Origin of the sequence: Halomonas sp. McD50-4, from assembly GCF_022348135.1 — a bacterium.
Classification (GTDB): domain Bacteria; phylum Pseudomonadota; class Gammaproteobacteria; order Pseudomonadales; family Halomonadaceae; genus Vreelandella; species Vreelandella piezotolerans.
This window is the reverse complement of record NZ_JAKRFG010000004.1, coordinates 1-19,673: the sequence shown is the minus strand read 5'-3', so window position 1 is coordinate 19,673 and position 19,673 is coordinate 1. Positions and strand designations below refer to the sequence as shown.

General features: G+C 58.5%; 22 protein-coding genes, 1 tRNA gene and 1 rRNA gene. 12 read left to right on the top strand and 12 right to left on the bottom strand.

The window, feature by feature from the left end:
• Window positions 1–10 precede the first annotated feature (10 nt).
• The 4 genes from sbcB to minC all read right to left on the bottom strand — a co-directional run bounded on the left by sbcB (window position 11) and on the right by minC (window position 3,581).
• Complete coding sequence (sbcB, locus tag MHM85_RS06100) at window positions 11–1,504, bottom strand: exodeoxyribonuclease I (protein WP_139528268.1); 1,494 nt, start codon at window positions 1,502–1,504, stop codon at window positions 11–13.
• Window positions 1,505–1,627: 123 nt separating this feature from the next.
• Window positions 1,628–1,879, bottom strand: a complete 252-nt coding sequence (gene minE / locus MHM85_RS06095; RefSeq protein ID WP_016915987.1) for a cell division topological specificity factor MinE — start codon at window positions 1,877–1,879, stop codon at window positions 1,628–1,630.
• Window positions 1,876–2,694: a septum site-determining protein MinD gene (minD, locus tag MHM85_RS06090; RefSeq protein ID WP_139528267.1), complete on the bottom strand. Its 819-nt coding sequence runs from the start codon at window positions 2,692–2,694 to the stop codon at window positions 1,876–1,878. Before minD ends, minE begins: the two co-directional genes overlap by 4 nt.
• Before the next feature lie 149 nt (window positions 2,695–2,843).
• A complete protein-coding gene (gene minC, locus MHM85_RS06085) occupies window positions 2,844–3,581 on the bottom strand; it encodes a septum site-determining protein MinC (RefSeq protein WP_139528266.1) in 738 nt (245 codons plus the stop codon).
• 181 nt (window positions 3,582–3,762) lie between these two features.
• Between minC and MHM85_RS06080 the strand changes: the two genes are divergently transcribed.
• Complete coding sequence (locus MHM85_RS06080; protein WP_219862649.1) at window positions 3,763–6,570, top strand: DUF349 domain-containing protein; 2,808 nt, start codon at window positions 3,763–3,765, stop codon at window positions 6,568–6,570.
• Window positions 6,571–6,670: 100 nt separating this feature from the next.
• Here the strand turns inward: MHM85_RS06080 and phbB are convergent, their stop codons facing one another.
• Window positions 6,671–7,417: an acetoacetyl-CoA reductase gene (gene phbB, locus MHM85_RS06075; RefSeq protein WP_139528264.1), complete on the bottom strand. Its 747-nt coding sequence runs from the start codon at window positions 7,415–7,417 to the stop codon at window positions 6,671–6,673.
• Window positions 7,418–7,693: 276 nt separating this feature from the next.
• Here phbB and MHM85_RS06070 point away from each other — a divergent pair.
• A tRNA-Met gene (locus tag MHM85_RS06070) sits at window positions 7,694–7,770 on the top strand.
• A gap of 445 nt (window positions 7,771–8,215) precedes the next feature.
• Window positions 8,216–9,160: a co-chaperone YbbN gene (locus MHM85_RS06065; RefSeq protein WP_153844039.1), complete on the top strand. Its 945-nt coding sequence runs from the start codon at window positions 8,216–8,218 to the stop codon at window positions 9,158–9,160.
• A 21-nt stretch (window positions 9,161–9,181) separates the two neighbouring features.
• Here MHM85_RS06065 and MHM85_RS06060 read toward each other — a convergent pair whose 3' ends face one another.
• Window positions 9,182–10,345, bottom strand: coding sequence for a PatB family C-S lyase (locus MHM85_RS06060; RefSeq protein ID WP_219862573.1), 1,164 nt, complete (start codon window positions 10,343–10,345; stop codon window positions 9,182–9,184).
• Between the two features lie 39 nt (window positions 10,346–10,384).
• On the opposite strand from MHM85_RS06060, the gene MHM85_RS06055 reads away from it, so the two are divergent.
• Window positions 10,385–10,816, top strand: coding sequence for a hypothetical protein (locus MHM85_RS06055; RefSeq protein ID WP_139528242.1), 432 nt, complete (start codon window positions 10,385–10,387; stop codon window positions 10,814–10,816).
• Between the two features lies 1 nt (window position 10,817).
• Here the strand turns inward: MHM85_RS06055 and MHM85_RS06050 are convergent, their stop codons facing one another.
• Window positions 10,818–11,177: a hypothetical protein gene (locus tag MHM85_RS06050; RefSeq protein WP_219862570.1), complete on the bottom strand. Its 360-nt coding sequence runs from the start codon at window positions 11,175–11,177 to the stop codon at window positions 10,818–10,820.
• Between the two features lie 106 nt (window positions 11,178–11,283).
• Between MHM85_RS06050 and MHM85_RS06045 the strand changes: the two genes are divergently transcribed.
• The 5 genes from MHM85_RS06045 (at window position 11,284) to MHM85_RS06025 (ending at window position 14,046) form a co-directional block, all read left to right on the top strand.
• On the top strand, window positions 11,284–12,090 hold the full coding sequence (locus MHM85_RS06045) for a hypothetical protein (RefSeq protein ID WP_219862568.1): 807 nt from the start codon (window positions 11,284–11,286) through the stop codon (window positions 12,088–12,090).
• Between the two features lie 66 nt (window positions 12,091–12,156).
• Window positions 12,157–12,564 carry a thioesterase family protein gene (locus MHM85_RS06040; protein ID WP_219862566.1) on the top strand — a complete coding sequence of 136 codons (408 nt, stop codon included), beginning with the start codon at window positions 12,157–12,159 and terminating at the stop codon, window positions 12,562–12,564.
• A gap of 40 nt (window positions 12,565–12,604) precedes the next feature.
• Window positions 12,605–12,907, top strand: coding sequence for a hypothetical protein (locus MHM85_RS06035; protein ID WP_139528238.1), 303 nt, complete (start codon window positions 12,605–12,607; stop codon window positions 12,905–12,907).
• Between the two features lie 12 nt (window positions 12,908–12,919).
• Window positions 12,920–13,441 carry a DUF501 domain-containing protein gene (locus MHM85_RS06030; protein ID WP_219862564.1) on the top strand — a complete coding sequence of 174 codons (522 nt, stop codon included), beginning with the start codon at window positions 12,920–12,922 and terminating at the stop codon, window positions 13,439–13,441.
• A gap of 59 nt (window positions 13,442–13,500) precedes the next feature.
• Entirely contained in the window at window positions 13,501–14,046 is a 546-nt protein-coding gene (locus tag MHM85_RS06025; RefSeq protein ID WP_219862562.1) for a TIGR00730 family Rossman fold protein, read from the top strand.
• A gap of 13 nt (window positions 14,047–14,059) precedes the next feature.
• On the opposite strand, the gene MHM85_RS06020 is transcribed toward MHM85_RS06025, so the two are convergent.
• Together MHM85_RS06020 and MHM85_RS06015 are read right to left on the bottom strand one after the other, a co-directional pair.
• Window positions 14,060–14,566 (bottom strand): hypothetical protein, encoded by a 507-nt coding sequence (locus MHM85_RS06020; RefSeq protein ID WP_139528235.1) that lies wholly within the window; start codon window positions 14,564–14,566, stop codon window positions 14,060–14,062.
• A gap of 38 nt (window positions 14,567–14,604) precedes the next feature.
• Window positions 14,605–15,099, bottom strand: coding sequence for a tetratricopeptide repeat protein (locus MHM85_RS06015; protein WP_219862559.1), 495 nt, complete (start codon window positions 15,097–15,099; stop codon window positions 14,605–14,607).
• Window positions 15,100–15,348: 249 nt separating this feature from the next.
• On the opposite strand from MHM85_RS06015, the gene MHM85_RS06010 reads away from it, so the two are divergent.
• Together MHM85_RS06010 and yaaA are read left to right on the top strand one after the other, a co-directional pair.
• A complete protein-coding gene (locus MHM85_RS06010; RefSeq protein ID WP_219862557.1) occupies window positions 15,349–16,380 on the top strand; it encodes an NADP(H)-dependent aldo-keto reductase in 1,032 nt (343 codons plus the stop codon).
• A 113-nt stretch (window positions 16,381–16,493) separates the two neighbouring features.
• On the top strand, window positions 16,494–17,273 hold the full coding sequence (yaaA, locus tag MHM85_RS06005; protein ID WP_139528232.1) for a peroxide stress protein YaaA: 780 nt from the start codon (window positions 16,494–16,496) through the stop codon (window positions 17,271–17,273).
• A gap of 2 nt (window positions 17,274–17,275) precedes the next feature.
• On the opposite strand, the gene MHM85_RS06000 is transcribed toward yaaA, so the two are convergent.
• Window positions 17,276–17,851, bottom strand: a complete 576-nt coding sequence (locus MHM85_RS06000) for an isochorismatase family protein (RefSeq protein ID WP_153844033.1) — start codon at window positions 17,849–17,851, stop codon at window positions 17,276–17,278.
• Between the two features lie 142 nt (window positions 17,852–17,993).
• On the opposite strand from MHM85_RS06000, the gene MHM85_RS05995 reads away from it, so the two are divergent.
• A complete protein-coding gene (locus MHM85_RS05995; RefSeq protein WP_239285351.1) occupies window positions 17,994–18,842 on the top strand; it encodes a Tim44-like domain-containing protein in 849 nt (282 codons plus the stop codon).
• A 121-nt stretch (window positions 18,843–18,963) separates the two neighbouring features.
• Here MHM85_RS05995 and MHM85_RS05990 read toward each other — a convergent pair whose 3' ends face one another.
• Window positions 18,964–19,152, bottom strand: a complete 189-nt coding sequence (locus tag MHM85_RS05990; RefSeq protein ID WP_139528229.1) for a hypothetical protein — start codon at window positions 19,150–19,152, stop codon at window positions 18,964–18,966.
• 400 nt (window positions 19,153–19,552) lie between these two features.
• Window positions 19,553–19,668 (bottom strand): 5S ribosomal RNA (gene rrf / locus MHM85_RS05985).
• Window positions 19,669–19,673: the final 5 nt, after the last annotated feature.

The following is a 19,673-nucleotide window of genomic DNA, read 5'->3' as shown; positions in this document are numbered from 1 at the left end:
CATTGCCAGCTTAGGCATCGAATGCCTGGGCTGGCATCATGGCCTCGACGAACATCACCAGCTCTTCGAGAATCTGCCGCTCATGATCGGTGAGCGGCTGCTGATTGTAACGCTCGATGTCACGCGCAAACGCTTTGAGCGTCAATCCCGATAGCGCAGGATCGTTCATACGCATCCAGCGAAACGCCTCCCACTGCTCGCGCTCTTCACCCTCCAGGGTGTCGGGGTAGCTGCGGGCACGCAAGCGAAACAGCATCTCCTCCAGGCGCGGGTCTTGAAAAGCAAAGCGTTGGCCCACCAAGTCCCAGGGGTCCATCGCCAGCACCCGCTCCATCTGCTGACGATCCGCCGCAGAGAAAAAGCTGCCGGAGTAGAGCATCAAATCAGGGTCTTGGGGCGACTCTTCGTAGCCGCCGCTGAATACCTCGGTCACCTTCTGCGCCACGCCGCTGGCCTCGCGCAGAGTTTTCCAGTGCCCTCGACAGGCGGCGATGTCGATGCCCAAGCGCGCCACGATCGCACCGTACTCGCCCTTCTGCTCACCTTCCACGTCTTTGAGCACCGTGGCGGGAAAGACCACCGGACAGCGATTGATATGAATCACCTTGAGCGGAATGCGCGCCTCACCTTCAGAAAGGTCCTGCTGACTGACGAACACGCGTTCACGAATCTGCTCGGCACTGAGCGACAGCAAATCGCCGGGGTCGACGCTCAAATCGTACACGATCACCCCGTTGGGGTTGGTGGGATGCTCTGCCAACGGCATGACCAGGGCGCTACAGCCTCGGCTGGCCGGATAACGGCGGGAAATGTGCAATAGCGGTTTGGCGCTGGGAAGGTCGAGCTGTTTGGCCACCGCGCGCTTGCCGCGCAAACCGAGCAAATAATCGAACAGCTTGGGGTTACGCGCTTTCAGAAGTCGTGCCAAGGCGATGGTGGCGCGCACGTCGGCCACCGCGTCATGAGCCCCCTCATGGGCAATGCCGTTCGCCGCCGTCAGATGCTCTAGTTTGAAACTGGGGGCGCCATCCTCTCGCAATGGCCATTCGATACCCTCTGGGCGCAGCGCATAAAACGCCCGCACCACATCGATCAAGTCCCAGCGGGAGTTGCCGTTTTGCCACTCGCGGGCATAGGGGTCGAGCAAGTTGCGATAAAACAGATGGCGCGAGACTTCATCATCGAAACGCAGGCTATTATAGCCTGCCACGCAGGTGCCGGGCTCACTCATGGCGCTCTGCACTTGCCGCGCGAATTCCGCTTCTGGCAGCCCACGGCGCTGCGCTTTTTGAGGGGTGATACCGGTAATCAAACAAGCCGCGGGGTGAGGTAGGTAATCATCAGCGGGCTTACAATACAGTTCGATGGGCTCGCCGATTTCATTGAGGTCCGCATCGGTACGTAATGCAGCAAACTGAGCGGGCCGATCGCGGCGAGGATCGGCACCAAACGTTTCATAATCGTGCCAGAGGAAACTGGCAGGGGCGGCATTCGGTGTCGCCATGGATGCAAACTCCCTTGAGCGTGACCGCCCATCCATGCGCCGACAACCTTCGCTGGATGGGAACAAAAGCCCAAGACTAGCACACCCGCGACGCCACCCGCCGCCCCGAACGCACATTGACGCTTAGCTTTTGGGCAGCGTTACGTTCAGTTCCAGTACCGAGCAGTTATCTTCACTATCCAGTGAAATTTGAATGGCATCGTCGTCCACATGCACGTAACGACGAATCACTTCGAGCAGTTCGCGCTCAAGCAGCGGCATGTAATCAGGCTGACCACGCTGGCTACGCTGATGCGCCACGATGATTTGTAATCGTTCTTTGGCCACCGAGGCGGATTTCTTGCGCTCACGCTTCAAGAACTCCAACAGTTTCATCGACGACTACCCCCAAACATCCTGCTCAACAAGCCTTTACGCTGCATCTCATGAAAGCGCAGCGGCATCTCCTCCCCTAGTAGGCGTGACACAGTATCGGCGTACGCCTGGCCCGCATCGCTCCCGCCATCATGGGTGACGGGCACCCCTTGGTTAGAGGCTCGTAACACGGCTTCGGATTCTGGAATGAGACCCAATAGATCGATCGCCAGAATCTCGCGAATATCGTCCAGGGTCAGCATATCGCCTGAGGTGACACGGGCAGGGTTATAGCGGGTAATCAGCAAATGCTCTTTGACCGGATCGAGGCCCTGCTCGGCACGCTGAGTTTTCGAACCTAGCAACCCAAGAATGCGATCAGAGTCACGTACCGAAGAGACTTCGGGGTTAGTCACGACGATGGCTTCGTCGGCGTAGTACATTGCCAGTTGCGCGCCGCGCTCGATCCCAGCGGGGGAATCGCACAAGATGTAGTCGAAATCATCTTTCAACTGCTCCAGGACTTTCTCAACGCCTTCTTGGGTCAGCGCATCCTTATCCCGGGTCTGCGAGGCCGGTAAAATGAACAAATTCTCGACGCGCTTATCACGGATCAGCGCCTGATTCAGCCCCGCCTCGCCTTGGATCACGTTGACCAAGTCATACACCACTCGGCGCTCGCAGCCCATGATCAAATCCAGGTTGCGCAGCCCCACGTCGAAATCGATCACGACCGTCTTTTTGCCACGCAGCGCGAGCCCTGTCGAAATCGCCGCAGCGCTGGTGGTTTTACCGACCCCCCCTTTACCTGAGGTCACAACTATAATTTTGGCCAAGAGTCACTTCCTTCTTGAAGTCGTTCATTGCGAGCGCGTGGCGCTACCCGCATAACGGGAACATCACTGTCAACAAAACACACACTGTAACGGATCGCAGCCGTGGCGTCGCTAAGCACGATGCACTATCCGACACTAAGTCGTGTGGCTTATCCCAGCGGCTTAATCTCTAACTGCTCTTTGACAAAATGGACTTCGGCTGCACGTCCCAACAGTTGAGAGTCGATATCTTCCAGCCGTTTGTAATTACCCGCCACGGAGAGCAGTTCGGCTTCCAACTCGCGACAAAAAATACCCGCTTGAGTATTGCCATGAATGCCTGCCAATGCGCGGCCACGTAACGCGCCGTAAACGTGAATACTGCCTGCCGCCAACACTTCAGCGCCTGCATTGACGGCACCGATGACGATCAAGTCGCCCTCTGCAGCGCTCACCTGCTGGCCTGAGCGCACCGTGCCACGATAAAGCCGGGATGCTCCCAAACCGCTCGTTTCAGGCTCGCTGTCGGTTTCCTCGGGTTCGGCAATCGGTTCAACGCTTTCCAAGGCGCGTACGCGTCCCTCTTCAACGGGTGCGAACCACCCCAGCCCTAGCGCCCACGCCGACTGTCGAATCGGCTCGGCTCCACCGCGCACCGCTACGGGCAATAGTTTGTGATCACGGCATACTGCGCAGATGCGCTCCAGGGCCAGGTGGGGCTCATCGAGTTTTTCCACGCTCAGCACAACGGGTGTATGCTGAAAGAACGCAGGAGATTGCGACAGTTTGCCAGCCAGCTGACGCCGGATACGCTCCGGGTCAGCGCTCGTCAACTCCATGACGGTCATCGGCAGCATGCCGCCCTTGAAGGTGAAGGCTACGTCGGCACTGTTGGCGTTGAGGCTCATGGCCGAACTCCATGTCATGTTCAGGTAAGATAAGGGTAGCGCAATCTCGCGCCTTGCGTGGTGACTGGCTGGAGAACTCACCGCGCTAAGGCAAAGCTAAGCGACAGCGACGAGGACTGCAACCGCCTGCTCATCGATGTCTGATTTTTTTCACGTTCCGCACCTCACAGCAGGATGATCCATGCACGGACTGTTACGACGCCTGTTCGCTCCTCGGTGGCAACACCCCGATCCCGAGGTGCGCCGCAAGGCACTTCAATCCCTCGACCCGCAGCACTCAGAGCAGCGGGAGGCCCTACTCTCTCTGGCCAGCGATAGCGACAGCGACATCCAGCTCGCGGCCCTGCTTGCGCTCGACGATATCGAAAAACTGCTGGCTGCCTATCCGCCGCATCAGGAGGACGAGTCATGGTTCAACGCGGTGTGTCAGCGGCTCACGGGTGCCGAGGGGCATAGCGACCTACAGCAGCGCCAAGCCCAGGTGGCGTTGCTGAGCGACCAACGACTGCTCAACGCGATTGCGCTGCAGGGCGATAATCTAGGCCTGCGACTCATCGCCGTTGAACAGTTGAGCAATGAAGCCGATCTAGTCCACCAAGCGTGCCACAATAGCGTAGCAGCGGTACGCCATCAGGCAGCGCAGCGTATCGATAGCGAGGAGTCGCTCAAGCGGCTATTGAAAGAGGCGCGTCGCGACCGCCAAATCATACGTTTTGCGAAGGAGCAGCTCACCCAGCGGCGTAACGACGAACAGTGGTTAGAAGAGCAACAGGAACAGCGCGAGCACCTATTGAGGCAGTTGGAGCAGCACGCCCGTGCCCCGTGGGAGCCACTTTACGGCGGCCGTTTGCGCCACTTGGAGCGCGAGTGGCAGCAGCTCAATCATCCGCCCAGCATCAGCCAAGAGCAGCGTTTCCAGCAAGCCATGCTGGGATGCCGTAAAACGCTGCACGATCACGAAACCCAGGAACAGGCGCATCAACAGCGCCTTGCCCGCCGCGCTGAAGCGGATAGTACGCGTGACCATCTGCTGGAGGGGTTAGAAGAAACCTTAGAAGGCCTCACCCAGGCCGAGGAACTGACCGCCCAGGATATCGACAGCCTGCGCGCCCAGCGTCAGCTTTTGGGTCAGCGCTGGCAGGCGCTGTCTGACCTTCATCCTCCTAACGAAGTCACGCAGCAACGTTACAGCCAAGCGCTGGCGCAGTACGAGCAGAGTATGGAAGCGTGGCAGCGCTGGCAAGCACAATGCCCTGCGGTGGAGCGCGCCCTGGCCAATAGCGATGATCAAGCGTTGTCAAAGCATGTCAACGCATGCCGCTGGCCCGAGGCCCTGACCCCACCTGCGCTTCTGGCTCAGGCGCAAAAACAGCTAGCGTCTCGGCAAGCGGCCCCCGCAAGCCCAGAGGTGTCGCACGATGCGCTTGAGGGTGAGCTCGATAACTTCGAGCACCTGCTAGAGCGCGGCGCGTTCAAGAGCGCCAGCCGCCTCCACCAACGTTTGAAGCCCACCTTCGATGCCCTCACGGACGAAGAGGCCAAGCCGCTCAAGCGTCGCTTGAAACATCTTGGCGCGCGGCTTGCCGAGCTGCGCGACTGGCGCGGTTTTGTGGCAGGTCCCAAGCGTGAGCAGCTCTGCGCCAGTATCGAAGCCTTGGCCGACGATCCTCATATGGCCGAATCGGCGCTGGACCGTCATCACCGCCAGCTCGTAAAGGAGTGGAAAGCACTGGGCGATGCGGCAGCCAATAGAGAGCAATCCGCGCGCTTTCGGGCAGCGTCTGATCGTATTCATGAGCGCTTAGCGCCCTGGCGTGACCAGCTCGACCAAGAGCGCGAGGCCAACTTGCGTGGCCGCGAGGCACTCTGTGAGCAGCTTGAAACGCTGCTGGCTCAGCCCGCCGAGGATGCAGACCCCGACGTGCTGCGGGAGATCCGTGACAAAGCACGTCACCAATGGCGCCACTACTCTCCCATCCCCCGAGAGCACTCCGAAGCCATTGGCCGCCGATTTGGTGCGATTCGTCACCGCCTTCAAGCACTGATCGACCAGCGCGCCGAGCAAATCGCAGCGCAAAAACGTTCAATGATCGAGCAGGTACAGGCGTTGCAGAACGATTCCGAGCAGCCGCTGGCAACGCGTATTGCTCACACCAAGCGGCTACAGCAGCAGTGGCGGTCACTCGGGCGGGCGCCAAAGGGTGACGAACAAGCGCTCTGGAAGACCTTTCGTAGCGCCTGTGACCAGCTTTTTGCGCAGCGCGACGCTCAAAAACAGGAGCAAGCCGCTCGGCAACAGCAAACGCTCGACCAGCTTCAGCATCTCATTGATGACATGGATAGCTGGCAACCCGCCCACGCCAATGAGGCCGAGCGGCTAGAGGCTTACCTTGCCCGTCTTCAGCAGCTAGAGCCGCTGCCCCGCAACCGCCGAAGCGACGGCATGCAGAAACGGCTTGGCGGCATCTTGCGTGCAAAACGGGAACGCTTGAGCCGCCTTGAAGTCGTCGACAAGGTGCAGCAGTGGCATGCGCTACTGCCCCTGATCAATGCACATCTGGCAGCGGACCATCGGGCACTCAGTGGTGAAGATGCTCAGACGGTGGACGCCGCTGGCGTGCTGACCGCGCCTCTGCCCACTACGTATCGCGATGCGCACCAGCGCCGTAACGAGGTCCGTTCGTCTACCACGCAGCCTCTCTCCAGCGCACAGCAGGACGACGTTGAGGAGCAGTTGGCACGCCTGCGTGTCCATCTCTCACTGCTTGCTCTCGGCAGCGTCAAGCAGCGGGACGAACCGCTAAGGCTTGCCATTCAAGTAGAGCGTTTGAATAATGGCCTGAACGCTGAACGCAGCAAAGCAGACGAACTAGAGGAGGTGCTGGTCGACCTCTTGGCCCTCGGCCCTATGCCAAAACGTCTTTGGCAGCAGGAAGTCAACGAGTTGGACAACCTACTGGGCCGTTTAGCGCGCCCACCGCAACCCTAACCGGAGCGTACCTAGTCGCTAAATAGCAAACGGGAGGCAGATCGCCTCCCGTTTTGCGTTCTCTTTCTTGTGGAAAGAGAACGTGGGGGATGTCGGGGGCTTAGCCCATGAATTGGCCACCGTTGATATCGATGTTGGCGCCTGTAATGAAGCCGGACTCTTTATCGGCCAGGAAGGTCACCAAGCGGCCAATCTCTTCGGGAGTGCCGTAGCGCTTGACCGGAATCGTTTCACGAATCGCTTCGCGCACCTGCTCCGGAATTTTCATGATCATATCGGTGGCGATATAGCCAGGCGAGACGGTGTTTACGGTAATGCCCTTGGTCGCCGTTTCTTGCGCCAACGACATGGTCAACCCGTGCATCCCCGCTTTGGCTGCGGCGTAGTTCACCTGCCCGAACTGTCCTTTGCGACCGTTGATGGAAGAGATGTTGATGATGCGACCGTAGCCGTTCTCCAACATCATCTCGATAACGCTGCGGCAGGTATTGAACACACTGTTCAAGTTGGTATCGATGACCTGATACCACTGCTCGTAGGACATTTTCTTCATGGTGCCATCGCGAGTGATACCGGCACAGTTGACCAGCACGCTGATCGGACCATGCGTTTCATGGATCTCACGGGCACCTTCGACGCAGGCATTGTGGTCGGATAAATCAACACCCGATAGCGCGATGTTGTTATAGCCGTCGGCTTTTTGCGCTTCTAACCAGGTCTTGGCCTTGTCGGGATTGTGATACCCCGCCACTACCAAATAACCCGCATCCGCCAACGAACGGCAAATTGCCGTTCCGATTCCACCAGTTCCACCAGTTACCCAGGCGACGGGGGCTTGATTGGCCATTGACTACCTCCCTGATATGACAAATGGCTTGGACTTTAAGCACTGTTATGGCGTCGCAAGCCACTTTGAATGAGCGCTTTCACGCTTCTTTCACTCACGGCATGCCGCGTGTTCTCTTGGGCGACACACCGACAGTAAGCTTTTTGTTATGCCTATTGAAAGCATAGCTTTACTCTTTCAATGTTGCAGCACGATGAAGCTGACCACCAGCAAGGAAACGTTTTATCGAAGGGGTTGACTTATTGCCATAAATACGTAGAATACGCCCCACGTTGATGCGGGGTGGAGCAGTCTGGTAGCTCGTCGGGCTCATAACCCGAAGGTCATCGGTTCAAATCCGGTCCCCGCTACCAAACATAGAAAAAGCCGATTCTTTCGAGAGTCGGCTTTTTTGTGTGCATCACGCCTAGCATTGGTGGTAGAGCGCGTCGGGCTCAGCGCTTTATCACCCCAGGAAGGTCATCGGTTCACATCCGGACCCCACTACCCAACATAGAAACAGCCGATTCTTTCGAGAGTCGGCTTTTTTGTGTGCATCACGCCTAGCATTGGTGGTAGAGCGCGTCGGGCTCAGCGCTTTATCACCCCAGGAAGGTCATCGGTTCACATCCGGACCCCGCTACCCAACATAGAAAAAGCCGATTCTTTCGAGAGTCGGCTTTTTTGTGTGCGTCACGTCTAGCATTGGTGGTAGAGCGCGTCGGACTCAGCGCTTTATTTCCTTTCATTTCCTTGAATCCCTGGGCGGGTGCCTGCATATCATGAGGTAACCTTTTTCATGCGAAGCAGAGTTTACCCATGTCGATTATCGATCCCCGTACCGGCAACCCGTTGACTGCCGATCCTGTCGCAAGCAATAGCACGCCTACTGGCGGCGAGCGCCCTAGCGTAACGCGCGAGGAGGTCATCATTGAACTCAATGCGGGCAACATTCAGCAAGTGTTGGAAGCCTCGATGCAGGTGCCGGTACTGCTGGATTGCTGGGCGCCCTGGTGCGAGCCGTGCAAAAACCTCATGCCGGTACTCGAAAAGCTGGCCATTGAGTATGGCGGCGCGTTTTTGCTGGCGACGCTGGATGTCGAGGCGAATCCAGAAATCGCAGGCCAGTTGGGTGTGCGTTCGGTACCAGACGTGAAGCTAGTGAGCCAGGGCGGCCTGGTGGATAGCTTCCAGGGTGCCCTGCCAGAGAAAGAAGTTCGTGAGTGGCTCAACCGCTACTTCCCTGCCCCCGGTGACGCCCCGCCCAGTCCCGAAGAGCAAGCAGAGGAAGCCTTGAGCGCGGGCGATGCAGCAGGCGCGCGAGAAATTTATCAAACGCTGATGGGCCAATACCCGGAGCATTACGCGTACCACATTGGTTTTGCCAAAACGCTAGTGGCGGAGGGGCGCGGCGACGAAGCGCGCAGCGTGCTGGATAACTTGCCGCCAGAGGAGCGCGATGCGGCGCCGGCCCGTGGCGTGCGCGCCAGCATCGAGTTCAGCGAACAGGCGCTCTCAGCGGAGGAGATCGCCGCGCTAGGTGATCGGACCGACAGCGAAGCGCAGTACCAGCGGGCGCTGCGTCACGTGGCCGATGGTCAGTACGATGTAGGCCTCGATGCTCTGCTGGCATTGATGAAGCAGGACCGCGCCTATAACGACGACGCGGCCCGCAAAACGCTGCTGCAGGTCTTCGATGCGCTAGGGGCTGACCATCCTCTCACGGTCACTTACCGCCGCAAGCTGTTCGCCCTGCTCTATTGATAGCGCCTGACGAAGGCAACGTTACGCTTTTAGCAGCGTATCCATCCGTGATAACGCCGCTTCCAGTTGGGAAGCGGTGGTGCCGAAATTGAGCCGCACGAAGCCGGGGCAGCCAAACGCCGCCCCCTCAGAGAGCGCTACCCCTGCTTGCTGCAAGAGCGTGCGCGCCGGGGAGTCACCCAAGCCTGCCTCACACATGTCTAGCCACGCCAAATAGGTCGACGACGGCGCACTCATCGATACGCCGGGCCACGTGGCCACACGCGCCTCGAGCGTGGCACGGTGGCTACGCAACACGTCCAATAGCGCCTGACGCCAGGGCTCGCCCTCGCGATAGGCCGCCTCGGCTGCAACCAGGCCCAACACGTTGCCGTCCGGCAAAAAGCCTTTGGTAGCCTCGGCAAATCGGCGGCGTAGTGCCGGATCGGGAATGATCGCGCAGGCGCTGGTGAGCCCGGCAAGATTGAAGGTTTTCGAAGGTGCCCACAGCGTGATCGTGCGTTTGGCCAGCTCCGGAAATAGCGCCGCCAGGGGGCGGTGGCGAGCGCCTTCGTCCAGCAGCAAATCACAGTGCAGCTCGTCGGAGACCACCCATAAATCGTGGCGCTCGACCAGAGCAGCGAGCTGTTCGAGTTCCTGGAGCGTCCATACGCGCCCGGTCGGGTTATGCGGATGACACCAGAGCAGCAGCCGAGTCTGCGGGGTGATGGCCGCTTCCAGCGCCTCGATATCCAGCCGCCAAGGCTCGCCAGGGGCAGCAGGCTCCGCTAACATCGCCCGTTGCGCTAGCCGCCCGGTGCGTTCGGCCACGGCCAGAAAAGGCGGGTAGATCGGCGCGATGGTGAGCACACCCTCGCCAGGCTGCGTCAAGGCCATGGCGGCAAAGTGCAGTGCAGGCACCACGCCCGGCAGCCACTGCTGCCATTCGGGTTCAATGGACCACGCATAGTGATGAGCGCTCCATTGACACAGCGCCTCACTCAGCGTGGTGGGCACTTCGCCGTAGCCGTAAACGCCGTGAGCGACCCGTCGCTGGAGCGCGTCGATCACCGCGGGCGGCGAGTGAAAGTCCATATCGGCGACCCACAGCGGCAGCACGTCCGCCGCGTAGCGGTGCCACTTCTGCGAGGCATACTGTCCTTCGGGAGCGCGCCTTTCCACGGGCGTGGCAAAATCGAACGCCATAACAGATCTCACTTATTTCTACGGGAGTAGACACTGAGCATGCCGCAAGATGACTTTTATACCAAGATGCGCGCAGGCCTGTCGGCGCTGTTGCGGCAGTGGCGCTCGCTGGGTCAGGCAGACGCCGACCAGCTCGCGCTGATTCTGGCGGAGACCGCCCGGGTCGCCAAACTGGGCACCCCCGATGCCACGCCAAACGGGGCCACGCTGGAGCAGTGGAGCCAAGACACGCAGGGCGAGATGCCTCTCTGGGCACCGCGGACGGCCGTCTTTCTGCTCAATCAAATGCCTGCTAGGCCTACCCCGCAAAGCGACGAGGAAGCCTGCGCCTGGGCCTACTGTTGGCTGCGCAACCGCTCGTTCGAGTCACTCGACGCCGCCCGCAGTGCGCTGCCTAGCCACCTCGTCGAACCGCTTGCGGAGGCACTGGAAGCCGCTTGGCGCGACCAGCAGGGGCTTAGACTGGTCTAGCCTAGCGCCGCTTGCGCACGGGCGACTTGGGCTTGAAGCCAGCAGGCTTGGTGGCCAGCCACTCCACGAAAGCACGAATATCGGCATCGCCCTTCAGCGCCTCCAGGTTGGCAAAACGCTCGGCTAGCTCACGCTCGCTATACAGTTGGTGGATATGCTTATGGCAAGGGTGGCAAAGCCACACGATGGCCGTGAGTCGCTCTTCGCGGGTATGACGCTTTTGATAACGCGGCTTGTTGTGCAGCGTGCGCGGAATGAGATGATGCTTGGTCAAGGCCGATGCACGCTGGCACAGTTCACAGCCATCGGGTTTGGGCGGCGGGGAGAGCGCATGGGCGCCTGAATCTGATGAATGGGTCACGGCAACGAGCCTCCCAGACAAATAATGTCACGATGGTACATACCCACGGCGCCGATCACGGTAGCGCTATGTTCACATCGATATAATAACGAAAGGAAAACGCCACATGGTAGACGTTCCACTCACTTGGCAACTGGCTAAGCTTGGCCTTTCCGTCAGCATGGTGCTGGGGTTGGGCACCATCGCCGTACGGGCTAGCCCCCGAATTGCTGGGCTACTATCGGGCTATCCGCTCGGCACGGCCCTGGCGCTGTTTTTTATCGGCTTGGAGATATCGCCCACCTTTGCCACTCAAAGCGCCGTGCATACCTTAGCAGGATTTACCGCCACCATGGCGCTGGGCGCGGGTTATCTCGTCGCAGGCCGCCAGCCCGGCCTCAAAGGGGTGATGGGCGGTCTGCTAGGAGGCTTTGCGGCTTGGCTTGCGGTGAGTACGCTGCTCGCCCAGTTCAGCTTCACACGCCTTACCGGCACGCTGGTCACACTGTGCGCCATTGGCGTCTTCAGCTGGCTGTTTCGCGCTATACCGGATGTGAAGAGTAGCGCTAGACGCGCCTTTTCGTGGCCCGCCTTGGTGGCACGGGCTGGGCTGGCGACGCTCATCGTGTTTGCCATTACGCGCACTGCCCACTGGCTGCCGCCCGAGTGGGCCGGCACGCTGGCGGCGTTTCCGGTAACGATGTTGCCGTTTTTACTGATCCTTCACGTGGGGCACGGCCACGCACCTGTGGCGACAGTCATCAAGCACTATCCCGTCGGCCTTGGCTCGCTGCTGAGCTACACCCTATGCGTTTCGTATACTTACAGCTCGCTAGGGCTTTTTTGGGGAACGTTGGCGGGGTTTCTCGCCGCCACGCTATGGCTGCTTGGCTGGATGCAGTTGACGGCTTGGTATCAGCGCCGCAACACTTGACCAAGCGCTCGCTTGGGTTAATGCTCGGTCGGGCTCACTTTACACACTAATAACAAGGATCGCGTCATGTTTACTCGCACCATAGAACCCGCCTTTTACGATACCGATGCGTTGGGCCATATCAACAACACACGCCTCCCCGCATGGTTCGAGCTGGCGCGTAACGATCTCTTCAAGTTATTCACGCCCGACCTGAATCCTAAACAGTGGCGACTGATCATGGCACGTATGGAAGTGGACTATCGCGCTGAACTGTTTTACGGCCACGACATCGAAATTCGTACCTACTTGACCCGGCTGGGCAATAGCTCGTTTACCGTCACCCAGGAAGCCCGGCAGCATGGTACGCTAACCAATCTGGGCCATACGGTGATGGTGCAGTACGATCATCAAGAGAAGCGAGCCGTTCCCATCGAGGGTGCTCTTCGCGAGGCTTTATCGGCGCATTTAGAAACGGTGCCCGCTTCCGCTTAATTTTGCCCGCCTAACATGGCGGGGCCTTCCAGGAGTCACCATGGCCATCCGCTACAATCTCTGGATAGATCCTGACAACACGGCGCAGCATCGCGCCGTGGAAGCCGACTTGGAGCGCTACTTCATGGAGCGCTTCGCCGATTATCCGCATATCCGCTTGTTCGGTGCAGACCCCTACGATTATGATGCCCCGTTCAATCGACTCTACGACGTGCTAATGGCGCGCGCCGCCGAGTACTGCGAGGAGAAGTGGCGCTACGTCGCCTCTCCTGAACAGCTCAACCGGTGCTTTTTCCGCGCCGTTGGCCGCTCGACTAAATTTGTTCAAGACGACCGAAAGTGAGACTGCTACACAATGGTAATTCGTACCGACCAAGCCCCCGACGAGCGCCAGCTGGCGATCATTACTCAACAGCTCGGGCGCGCGCCTCGTGGTATCGAAGCCGTTGCAGCCACTGACAACCAAGGTACGCCGCTCGTGTTGCGGATGGCGCCCATCGTGGATGGCAAACCCTTCCCCACGCTTTACTGGCTCTGCTCGGACCTGCTGAAAATCGAGATCTCGCGCATCGAAGCCGTAGGCGTGATCAAGTCCCTAGAGCAGCGCTTGCAGGAAGAGCCGGCATTTCTCGCCGCTTATCAGCAAAGCCATCGTGACTACGTCGACGCCCGCTGGCGCTCGATGAGCGAGGCTCAGCGCGAAGAGGTAGGTCGCTTGGGCTACACCGATGTACTCACCGAGCGCGGCGTGGGCGGTATCAGTAATTGGCAGCAGGTGCGCTGCCTACACACCCAGTACGCTCACCACCTATGCGGCCACAATGTCATCGGCCAGTGGATGGACGAGCACTACGACGTTCAGCGCTGCTTGGCCTAGCGCCGCGTGCGAATTGAACCGCTGTCATCAGATCTCTCTGCGATAAGGACGCTCTGACCATGTCACGTATTTGTGTTTACCTTGGTTCTCGGGAAGGTAACAGCCCGGCCTTCCGCCAAGCTGCCCACGCGCTTGGCACGGCCCTGGGGCAGCGCGAGCATACCTTGGTCTACGGCGGCGCACGCGTTGGGCTCATGGGAGAGTTGGCCAATGCGGCGCTGGAAGCAGGAGGTCACGTGATCGGCGTGATGCCCGATCACTTGGTCGAGCGTGAACAGGCGCACTTTGGCTTAACGGAGCTGATTCGCGTGCCCAACATGCACGAGCGTAAGGCCACCATGGCAGCGAATGCCGATGCCTTCATTGCTCTACCGGGCGGTATTGGTACGTTCGAGGAGCTATTCGAAATCTGGACCTGGGGCTATTTGGGGCTCCATGACAAACCAATGGGGCTGCTAGATACCGAAGGCTTTTACGCGCCCCTGCTAGCCTTTTTGGATAGCACGGTTAGCCACGGCTTTTTGGCCCAAACGACCCGTGACATGCTGCTTGATGCTTCGACGCCCGATCTTCTATTGGATGCCCTTGAAGCGCAGTTGGATTAACGTTGAGACGCGGTTAGGCTTTGAGGGTCAGCGTTCGAGTGCGCTGATAGGTAAGCTGGAGCAAACGAGCATCTTCCCCGGCACGATGGCGGTGGATGCCTCGCTCTGCCACGACGGCCTCTTTGGTATCGCTCCACAACGCCTGCTGCTCTTCACTGAGCAGAATGCGTAGCGCTTCCAGGCGAAAGCGGGGCAACATACCGGCATGGTGGAACAGCAACGATAGCCACGTATTATCGTAGCCCCAGCTATCGCTGTACGCCTTGCCTAGCTCCCGCAGCTCGTCGTTGAGCCACTGGGCTACTTGGCGCACTGGGTAGCCCTCTTTCATCAGCCGCTCGCGAGAGATGCCATGCAGAAGCTCTGCTTTGGGGTCCCAATGCACCCACTCATCCAACGGCTGAATAAGAAACGCGCAGCAACTACCGTCGGCGCGGGCGATGCCCACCTCGATCGGATAGCTGCCGCGCCCGAATCCGGACGCTTCAATATCTAGCACTGTAGGTAGCGTCTCGGACACTGATTTCCTCTTTTCTATATCGCCACCGGGTTCGGGGCTCAGGCAGCGGCCATTTCCGCCGCAGGCTGCCGCTCGGCTATACGCTGCCAGTAGTCGGCTTGTTCATGATCCACGGCTAAGCCTAGCTCGCCCAAGCGGTAGGCACGCGCCAGGCGATCCGCTGCCAGATAGTGGCCTGCCTGCGCTGCACGGGCGTACCACGTCACCGCATAATCCTCACGGCGAGGATACTGCACACAGCCGTGCTCATGAATTTGTGCCACCTGATACTGTGACTTTACATCGCCTGCCTGGGCCGCTTCCAGTACGTAGCGCGCGCCACGCGCTTTATCCTGTGGCGACAAGCTGCGGTGGAACAACATGTGCCCATAGATCGATTGTGCATCCGGGTGCCCCGCTTCGGCACACCGCTTGAACAGTCGCATGGTGAGACGCTGCGTGCGCGGTGAACGCGGAAGTAACCAACGGGTGTGAAATAGCTGCTCGGCGAGACGAAACTCCAACCGGGTAAACAACGATGATGCCTGCGGCATGGCAAACCACCCTGCCTATCTGTTGAGACCTTCGGCTAACCATCTCACCTTCCACGATGGCTAACCATACGATAAACCGGCGCTTGGCCGGTCAATGGGCTGGCAAGCATACGCCTGCCGTCGTCCTGACTCAACCCTCTTGATTTGCTGCTTTTGTAGAGCCTCGCTAACATGCCTCCCACAGGCTGGTAACGTCGATAGGCATCGCTCACTTTCCAGCCACGTTTTTGCCTAAGCGAGGAGACAAGCATGCAAACGCGCCCACTGGGGAGAACCGGGATGGAGGTCAGCCGACTCTGTGTAGGCACGATGACCTTTGGTGAACAGAACAGCGAAGCCGAGGCTCATGAGCAGCTCGACCGCGCGGTCGCGTTCGGTATCAACTTTATCGACACGGCAGAAATGTACCCGGTTCCGCCAAAGGCAGAGACACAAGGTCGGACGGAAGCCTATATCGGCAGTTGGCTAAACGCTCGCGGTGCTCGCGACGATGTGATCATTGCCACCAAAGCGGCAGGCCCAGGTTTAGAACACATTCGCGGCGGCCCTAAGATGAGCCGCAACCATCTCCACCAGGCTATCGACACCAGCCTTGAGCGCCTGCAAACGGACTACGTCGATCTGTACCAATTGCACTGGCCTGATCGTCATACCAACTTTTTTGGCAAACTCGGCTACACCCACGCGGAGCAGGAAGACGCCACCCCGCTGGAAGAGACGCTTTCCGCTCTGAAAGAGCTGGTCGATGCTGGGAAGATTCGCGCCGTCGGTCTCTCCAATGAAACGCCCTGGGGCGTCATGCGGATGCTTCAGCTCTCTGATCAACTGGGCCTGCCCCGCATTGCCTCCATACAAAACCCTTACAATCTGTTGAACCGCTCGTTTGAAGTAGGCTTGGCAGAAATTGCCCATCGCGAAGACGTCGGGTTACTGGCCTACTCGCCGCTGGGGTTTGGCGTGCTGTCCGGTAAGTATCTCAACGGCGCTCAGCCGCCAAAAGGCCGCTTGACCCTCTATGAGCGCTTCAAACGCTATACGTCGCCCGAAGCCGACGCCGCGACACACGCCTACGTCGATCTGGCCAACGCGCATGGGCTCGACCCTGCGCAAATGGCGCTGGCATTCGTCAATTCGCGCAGCTTCCTGACCAGCAACATCATTGGTGCCACCACCATGGAGCAATTGGAGAGCAACCTCGCCAGCGAGAGTCTGAAGCTCGATGAAGAAGTGTTGACCGCCATCGACGATATCCACCGCCGCATGCCGAACCCCTGCCCCTAACGGCTCCTATCGTGTCGATAGCCTCGGCTGCCGCCAAGGCTTGATATAATCTCACTATCCATATTGTGGCCGCGTTCCGCGGCCCCCTTTTGTCACGGCACAAGGAGCACGCCATGCTGAGCGTCATTTCCCCCGCCAAAACGCTGGATTTTGAAACACCTCCGACGACCCAAAACGTCACACAACCGGATTTCCTCGAACACAGCCAGCCGCTGATCGATATTCTACGCGGCTACTCCCCTCAGCAAATCAGCGACCTAATGGGCATCAGTGACAAGCTAGCAGGCCTGAACGCGGCTCGCTTTGCCGAGTGGCAGCCCCCTTTCTCGCTGGACAACGCCAAACCTGCCGTGCAGGCGTTTCAGGGAGACGTCTACGCGGGTCTGGAAGCCGAGACCTTCAGCGATGCGGACAATCAGTTTGCCCAGCAGCATTTGCGTATTTTATCGGGTCTCTATGGTTTGCTGCGTCCGCTGGACTTGATCCAGGCCTACCGCTTGGAAATGGGTACCAAACTGCCCAACGATGCGGGCAAGGATCTTTACGCTTATTGGAAGCCCCTCCTGACACCTGCGCTGAACAGTGCGATTGCCGAGAGTGGGTCGAAAGTGCTTGTGAACCTAGCCTCCAACGAATACTTCAAAGCCATCGAAGCTAAGAAGCTGGATGCCCGAGTGATCACTCCCGTCTTCAAGGATGAGAAAAACGGCACGTTCAAAATCATCAGTTTCTATGCGAAAAAAGCGCGCGGGTTGATGAGCGCTTGGATCATTCGACAGCAGATCAATGACCCCGAAGCGCTCAAAGACTTCGATGTGGCAGGCTACCGTTTCGATTCCGCCGCCTCCGAAGGCGATACGCTCGTGTTCACCCGTCGCGAAACGGATCGTTAAGATCAATAAAAGGTGACCGCTTGAGCCGACCTTGGCTTTAAAAACCGGCGATGAATCTCTTTAAAAGTGGCCGTATCACAGCGGTGGAGCCACTCATAGGCCACCATATCCGCGGACACCGCCACCGCCCCATTGGCACACGCACGCTGACGAGCAAGGCGCGCCTCATCCGACCGGCGACTGGCGGTGGCTTCACTCAGCCAAAATACTTGATACCCCGCCTCCAACAGCCCCAGCGCGCTCTGCAGTACGCAGATGTGCGCTTCGGTACCGCACACGATCACCTGCTTGCGTCCAAGCGCGGCCAGCGCCTGACTAAACGACTCCTCTTCTGTCGCACTAAAATGCCGCTTTTGCCACAGCTCGTGCGTTCCCAAGCCCTCCAACAGCGTCGGTGTAGTGCCACCCAGCCGCTCAGGATACTGCTCGGTTAGCCATACCGGCACCTGCAAAGCACCGGCAATACCGGCAAGCCAAGCAGCCTCTTTAATCGCCGCCTCGCCACCCTCGATGACGGGCAGCAAACCGGCTTGAAAATCGATCATCAATAGGACGCTTCGAGACTGATCTAAACGCACTTTTCGCTCCTTTTTTTGTCTTTATAACAGCGCTTACCATCACCTAGGCGAGGTATTACACGGTAAACTGACAGCCCAACCTTTTCTATCTGCTTCGCACCGAAGCATTTGGCATTCCCTGCATCCTTATTGGAGAATCAACATGTTAAGGCAATTCTTTGTGATGCTATTGGTGAGCGTTATGGGCGTTAGCGCCGCCATCGAACACGCAGAGGCACGCCGCCTAGGCGGTGGCAGCAGTATGGGTAGCGTGTCACGCTCCGCTGATCGTCCAGCCAGCACGCCCGCACAACAACAGGCTCAAGGCACCCAGCAACAGGCAGGCGCCGCGAGTGCTGCCCGCCGCGGCGGCATGGGGGGCATGATGGGTGGTTTGCTGGCGGGCGGCTTGCTGGCGGCGCTGTTTTTCGGCGGGGCGTTCGACGAGCTACGCTTAATGGACCTGCTTGTCATGGCGGGCGTTGCCGTGCTGGCTATTGTCGCCTTCCGAGCCTTCATGCGGCAGCGTCGACCCGCATCCGTGACGCATGGCTATCAGCGTGAGCGTCAAGAGATGCCGCATGCATCGACCAGCCACTTCAAAGCAACCCCTGGGAGCTTAGCAAGCGGTTTGCAGAGTACCCCCGCCTGGTTTGATAAAGAGCGCTTCCTAGGAGGTGCGAAAGAGCACTTTATGACACTCCAACGCGCTTGGGATAATAACGATTTCAGTAAAATACAGGAGTATGTGACCCCTGAACTTTATAACCTGCTGCGTCAAGAGCGTGCCGAACAGCCTGCTAACAATCAGACCGAGGTGGTGAAACTATTTGCCGAACTTGGGGATGTTAACGAGTATGAGGGGTATGCTGAAGCGACCGTGATTTTCCACGGTATCTTGGACGAAAACGGTGAACAAACCGAGTTCAACGAAACCTGGCACCTGACTCGCAGCATGCGCGACCAAACGCCTTGGTACTTACAGGGTATCGAGCAAAACCCAGGTGCATAATGACAACTCGCCTGACCACTTCCCAAGCCTAAAATTTTAAGCCTCAAAACCTAAAACAGCCGCTTATCAGCGGCTGTTTTTGTATCGGTGGTGTATCGCTATACTGCAAAGAGCCTTTTACTTACTCCTCTGCCGACTCTTCGATATTTTCGCCCATCTCCTCCAGGCTTTCACCCGCATCTTCCATGCTTTCATCGATGCTCTCACCTGCTTCTTCTGCAGGGCCCTGGTTATCACAGGCTGCTAAGCCGCCCACCATCATGGCCATCAGTAGGGCAACCGCTAGCTTCTTCATCAACGGGGTACTCATATCGCGTCTCCTCCTGAGATGCTGCTTGAATGATAGGTACCACACCATACTAGTTGTCGTGCGGTACACTCGCCACTACAAAGCAGTAACTCCTTGTTATTTAATTTATTAAAACAGCCGTTTCAAGGAAGCTTTGTGCATGGGCTATCGTTGATCGAGTCGTTTGCAGTGTTTCAAACGCATAGCAAAAAAACCCCGAGCACAGCGTACTCAGGGCCTGAATAATGGCGCGCTTATCGAGCGCGCAACAAAAAACCCAGCCGATTGGCTGGGTTCTTTGCGGTATAAGTGCCTGATTATGTTCGGGCCGGCCACCCGGCGGGCGGCGCTCCGCTACTCTTCAGGGGGAGACCCCTAAAAAGCAAAACCCCGACCAGATGGCCGGGGTTTCGTAATAAGTGCCTGACGATGACCTACTCTCGCATGGGGAGACCCCACACTACCATCGGCGCTAAGCGGTTTCACTTCTGAGTTCGGCATGGGATCAGGTGGTTCACGCGTGCTATGGTCGTCAGGCGTAA

Coding starts and splice junctions, on each gene's coding strand:
- sbcB (WP_139528268.1), bottom strand. CDS start 1,504: ATGGCGACACCGAATGCCGCCCCTGCCAGTTTCCTCTGGCACGATTAT.
- minE (WP_016915987.1), bottom strand. CDS start 1,879: ATGAAACTGTTGGAGTTCTTGAAGCGTGAGCGCAAGAAATCCGCCTCG.
- minC (WP_139528266.1), bottom strand. CDS start 3,581: ATGAGCCTCAACGCCAACAGTGCCGACGTAGCCTTCACCTTCAAGGGC.
- MHM85_RS06080 (WP_219862649.1), top strand. CDS start 3,763: ATGCACGGACTGTTACGACGCCTGTTCGCTCCTCGGTGGCAACACCCC.
- phbB (WP_139528264.1), bottom strand. CDS start 7,417: ATGGCCAATCAAGCCCCCGTCGCCTGGGTAACTGGTGGAACTGGTGGA.
- MHM85_RS06065 (WP_153844039.1), top strand. CDS start 8,216: ATGTCGATTATCGATCCCCGTACCGGCAACCCGTTGACTGCCGATCCT.
- MHM85_RS06060 (WP_219862573.1), bottom strand. CDS start 10,345: ATGGCGTTCGATTTTGCCACGCCCGTGGAAAGGCGCGCTCCCGAAGGA.
- MHM85_RS06055 (WP_139528242.1), top strand. CDS start 10,385: ATGCCGCAAGATGACTTTTATACCAAGATGCGCGCAGGCCTGTCGGCG.
- MHM85_RS06045 (WP_219862568.1), top strand. CDS start 11,284: ATGGTAGACGTTCCACTCACTTGGCAACTGGCTAAGCTTGGCCTTTCC.
- MHM85_RS06040 (WP_219862566.1), top strand. CDS start 12,157: ATGTTTACTCGCACCATAGAACCCGCCTTTTACGATACCGATGCGTTG.
- MHM85_RS06035 (WP_139528238.1), top strand. CDS start 12,605: ATGGCCATCCGCTACAATCTCTGGATAGATCCTGACAACACGGCGCAG.
- MHM85_RS06030 (WP_219862564.1), top strand. CDS start 12,920: ATGGTAATTCGTACCGACCAAGCCCCCGACGAGCGCCAGCTGGCGATC.
- MHM85_RS06025 (WP_219862562.1), top strand. CDS start 13,501: ATGTCACGTATTTGTGTTTACCTTGGTTCTCGGGAAGGTAACAGCCCG.
- MHM85_RS06015 (WP_219862559.1), bottom strand. CDS start 15,099: ATGCCGCAGGCATCATCGTTGTTTACCCGGTTGGAGTTTCGTCTCGCC.
- MHM85_RS06010 (WP_219862557.1), top strand. CDS start 15,349: ATGCAAACGCGCCCACTGGGGAGAACCGGGATGGAGGTCAGCCGACTC.
- yaaA (WP_139528232.1), top strand. CDS start 16,494: ATGCTGAGCGTCATTTCCCCCGCCAAAACGCTGGATTTTGAAACACCT.
- MHM85_RS05995 (WP_239285351.1), top strand. CDS start 17,994: ATGTTAAGGCAATTCTTTGTGATGCTATTGGTGAGCGTTATGGGCGTT.
- MHM85_RS05990 (WP_139528229.1), bottom strand. CDS start 19,152: ATGAGTACCCCGTTGATGAAGAAGCTAGCGGTTGCCCTACTGATGGCC.